The sequence below is a fragment of the Halorubrum tebenquichense DSM 14210 genome (assembly GCF_000337415.1).
Lineage (GTDB): Archaea > Halobacteriota > Halobacteria > Halobacteriales > Haloferacaceae > Halorubrum > Halorubrum tebenquichense.
Genome location: NZ_AOJD01000015.1, coordinates 1 through 3,941, shown reverse-complemented (window position 1 = coordinate 3,941; position 3,941 = coordinate 1). Strand labels below are relative to the sequence as shown.

Below are 3,941 nucleotides of genomic sequence, written 5' to 3'. Positions count from 1 at the left end.
GCCTTGCCAGCCCGCTCAGAGATGTGTATAAGAGACCGGCTCCGGGCTCGTCGCCGTGCGGGACGCGTATCGGTCGACGGTGATGTCGGTCCCGCACTACGAGGCGGAGTACGACGACACCTACGAGCGGAGCGTCGCCGCGGAGTTCGGTCCCGAACTCGCGTACGCGCTCACTCGCACGAACTGCTTCCACGAGGAGTACAAGCGCTCGCTGCTGAGCGCGGTCGAGACAGCGGTCCAGGAGCGCGAGGCGTTCCTGGACGCGCTGGAGTCGGAGATCGAGTCGGTCGAGCGCGCGCGGTCGAGACTCGACCCGATCCGCACGGAGATCGCGGCGATCGACGAGGAACTCGGCGGCGACGAGAGCGCGGACGGTTTCGACGCCCCCACCTTCGGCGCGCTCGACGCCTGTCGGACCCGGACCGAGGCTCTCCGAGAGGACTGCGACCGGATCGCGGCCCGCCGCCAGCGCGTCCTTGCGGACCACGACCGCCGACTCGCGCTGAGCGACGACCTCGACCTCCCGGCGTACTGCTATCAGGACCTCGACGTGACGTATCCGGTCCTCGCGGCCGTCGCCGCGGTCGGCGACCGGCTGGACGCGCTCTGCCGGCGGATCGAGCGGGAGATGGGACGGGCGCGCTGACTCGGGCACGCAGACGTTCGGACCGAGGCGATGCGAACGCACTCGAAGCCCCGGTTCGTATTCGACGGGTCTCGTCGCGATTCTCTCCGCGATCGACACCGGCGAAGCCCCGGCCGCGAGGCTGTACGTGGTTTCGGACCCGTCGGAATCCACGGGAGTCGACGTGTCCTGTTCCCGTGCGATCAGGACGGAAGGCGTAGTGACTGGTCCATCGAGCGAGCGCTCAGCAGCGTCGTCTAGCGTTCACACAGGCAGCGGGTCGTCGTGTCCTCGGTTGGATTGGTGGGAGAGCTGCGCCCGTCGACGGCGTTCAATCGTGGCAGAGAGACACCCGGCGTCGAATACGCGAAGCTACGCTGCGCGTTTCAGTACCTGCGGGACCACAGCGACCTCGATACCGGCCAGTACGAATGCGAACAGCCGCGCGACGCCGCTGAACACAGCGAACCCGATCACGGCGACGATCACGGCGTTGACGAACGGAACTCCGTAGTGGACCACCGGTCGTTCAAGCATGGAGGACATCGTTTTATCCTCTATCGCATCAAACATAATCTTTTATAAATATTTGCGGGAATATCTGCGGGTTTTGACCCACACAGCGCCCGCAGCACCTATCGACGTAGTTCGTCGAAAAAGCGACGAGGACGTGGTTCTCGTCGGTCGGCCGTTTCACACACCACGTCTGGAGAATAGGGGTTCAACAAGGCTGTAGCTTCTTATGAGCCGGAGACCGGCTCAGAGACAAGCGACGTCCCAGTCGCGAGACGGCCGGACGCTGGCCGTCGTTCGAGACGCCGGAGACGTCTCGTGACGTCGGCAGAATCCTCTGGATTCCGACTGCTAGCCGGAGGTCGGGGGCTCTCGGCGATGACCAGACGGCCCCGTCTCGAACCACGCTCCTCGTCGTTCGCGCTGCTCGCTCCTGCGGTGCTTCCGTCGTCAGCAGAACGCTTCGCGTGCCGATCGGGTCGCGAGGGCCTCGCACTCGTGAACGCCCCCCTCCGCCTCGCGACTGTCTCCCTCCGACTCCCGTCCGCCGCAGCACAGCACCTCGCGCCCCCACAGCGTCGCGGCTTCTCCGGCCGCCGCGTCCAGCGGGAATCGAAGACTCCCTGCCAGCCGGCGCTACGCGCCGGCGACGGCGTGGCGCGACGCGTCACCGCGATAACGGTTGCTTCGGGGTCCGTTGAACTTCTCGGACGTTGACCGATACCCGTCCTCGATCGCTCGGTATCGGGTCAATACCGTGGATACGTCACAGGTGGCCGACTTTTCACCGTGCCACGCGTATTTATACTGTCAGGGAAACAATTCCCTCCGTGCCCTTTAGAGTCAAAGACGTCGTGTTTAGCGAACCCTCCGGGGGGGCCCAAGCGTTTGCCATGTTCGCTGGCTCAGTCACGATGGCGAGTCTCTTCGTGTACTTCGGTATCTTACGCGGTGTTCCCAGCGTCCACTCGCTCGTGATGGCGGTCGGATTCGCCCTGTCTGGGCTTGCCGAGTCCCTCCCGTCGGAGCGCCGGCGACTGGCTGGCGGATTACGTGTCACCGCGATCGCCTTGCTGACCGGCCTACTCGTCCTCATAATATCTGTTCCTGATGTTTTTCTCGGGTAACAGTCTTTGTTACAATCCACAGAATGCGATATCTTCTGACCCAGTTGTGGTCAATACAATTGAACTATGGATCGCTCAATACAGGAGACTTACAGATCACTCAATACAAAGTGTCTATTTATTTCGGTTGGCTGAATGATTGTCCTCACTGGGTTTCCAAACCCACACTATGCCTATACCGATGAGCATAATCACTGGCGGTAGTAGTTCCAACCACAGGGCGAGTGACGACTCGGTGGGAAGGTAATTGTCAAACAGTACTCCACCAGTTATACCACTAAGAAAAACAATCCACCCGACCGTCCGGCCCCCATTCCAGCCTTCTTTCTGTGACTGATAGAGTATAATAAGCCAAGTGAGAGCAACTAGTCCAGTAGCAGTCAGGCTTACCCAATCCATAGCCGTCGATAATATGACAGAATGTATGGGGTTTTCGGTAGTAAATCCGCTCTGTTGAAATCGCATTTTCGGATATGTTGTCGGCTGAAACAACCGGTTGCTGAAGCATATACAGATACCGACGGGCTTGTTCTCTAATAAGCGGAGAAATCCTGAGAAATAATCAAATACTACCGACATAAATAATTAGTAGCTCTCTGAACATGACCCCGTACAATCTGTTCTGGTGAATAACTAAATACGATGTATAATCCCAGAATAGTAGTACAAAATGGGCAAAGATAACCAAAGCGGTCGTGAAAATTCAAGGCACCAGGTTGTTAGACAGAAACGGGATAGGCTTTTGGAGAGAGTCTACGATACCACAAAATTCGCAGATATCGACAGAGAGATACGCAAACGGGGGTACGAAGAGACAGAATCCATCGTTCAGCGTGGCATACGTTCGGAAGATCCCTTTGATCTCTATCAAATTATACACTTCTATACTGATGAGGACAACGAAGCAATTGCCACGTGGATCGGCCTAGACCCACAAAAAGTTGACAGCGGTGAGGTATCGTATGATATGATAGAGGTGCCGGATGAGATTCAGGACGCAGAAAGAGATAGACAGGAGCTATACCCAGTCATTGTTGGCTTTCTGAATGATGAGGAAATCGGGTTTCTAGCAACCAGTAATGGCATCGAAGAAAATGAGATAGATAAGAGTATTCTTCGAAACGCGCTCAGAGAATCGTCCCAAACGTCCAGAGAGGAAGAATAGGCACTGTTGAAATCCCTACTTTAGATAGATTCTCGCCTGAAACAGACGGTCACTGAAGAATGTGTGCTGACCGCGATTGGGTTAGAATATATCACTTTCTGAGAATTTCAACAGAGCCGTCATATAAGTACTCAGTATCGAACGGCCGTTTCAGACGATAGTGTCCGAGAAATGGAGAGACAACGGATGAATATCGTCGATTTCGGCCACGGCCGGGCGGACGGTGTCGCACGGGACGGTCGGTCCCCGCTCCCGGTAACACCCGTGTCCGCGCCGATTCAAGTCCCTCCGCCACGTAACTGGTAGCATGACCGACGCATCCGACGCGACCGGAGCCGAACAGCGCGACGGCCCGACCCCCTCCCCGGGAATCCACCACGTCACCTGCGTGGCGGGCGACCCGCAGCGGAACCTCGACTTCTGGGTCGAGACGCTCGGACTCCGGCTGGTGAAGCGGTCGATTAACCAGGACGACCCCGGCACGTACCACTTCTTCTACGGCGACGCCGAC

At 57.9% G+C, this 3,941-nt stretch carries 4 protein-coding genes and 1 pseudogene; 4 read left to right on the top strand and 1 reads right to left on the bottom strand.

Translation table 11 applies throughout. The annotated features are described in order from the left end of the window. Positions 1-37 precede the first annotated feature (37 nt). Positions 38-646: pseudogene (locus C472_RS01310) on the top strand (DUF7260 family protein); the annotation flags it as partial. Between the two features lie 351 nt (positions 647-997). On the opposite strand, the gene C472_RS17425 reads toward C472_RS01310, so the two are convergent. Beyond that, positions 998-1,171: a hypothetical protein gene (locus C472_RS17425; RefSeq protein WP_162832658.1), complete on the bottom strand. Its 174-nt coding sequence runs from the start codon at positions 1,169-1,171 to the stop codon at positions 998-1,000. 797 nt (positions 1,172-1,968) lie between these two features. Here C472_RS17425 and C472_RS01300 point away from each other — a divergent pair. From C472_RS01300 to C472_RS01295, 3 genes are all read left to right on the top strand, one after another. Beyond that, positions 1,969-2,265 carry a hypothetical protein gene (locus C472_RS01300; RefSeq protein ID WP_049906148.1) on the top strand — a complete coding sequence of 99 codons (297 nt, stop codon included), beginning with the start codon at positions 1,969-1,971 and terminating at the stop codon, positions 2,263-2,265. Between the two features lie 670 nt (positions 2,266-2,935). Continuing rightward, positions 2,936-3,430: a hypothetical protein gene (locus C472_RS16770; RefSeq protein WP_152420571.1), complete on the top strand. Its 495-nt coding sequence runs from the start codon at positions 2,936-2,938 to the stop codon at positions 3,428-3,430. 307 nt (positions 3,431-3,737) lie between these two features. Then, positions 3,738-3,941, top strand: a 204-nt coding sequence (locus tag C472_RS01295) for a VOC family protein (protein WP_006627974.1), incomplete at its 3' end; no start/stop codon positions are given.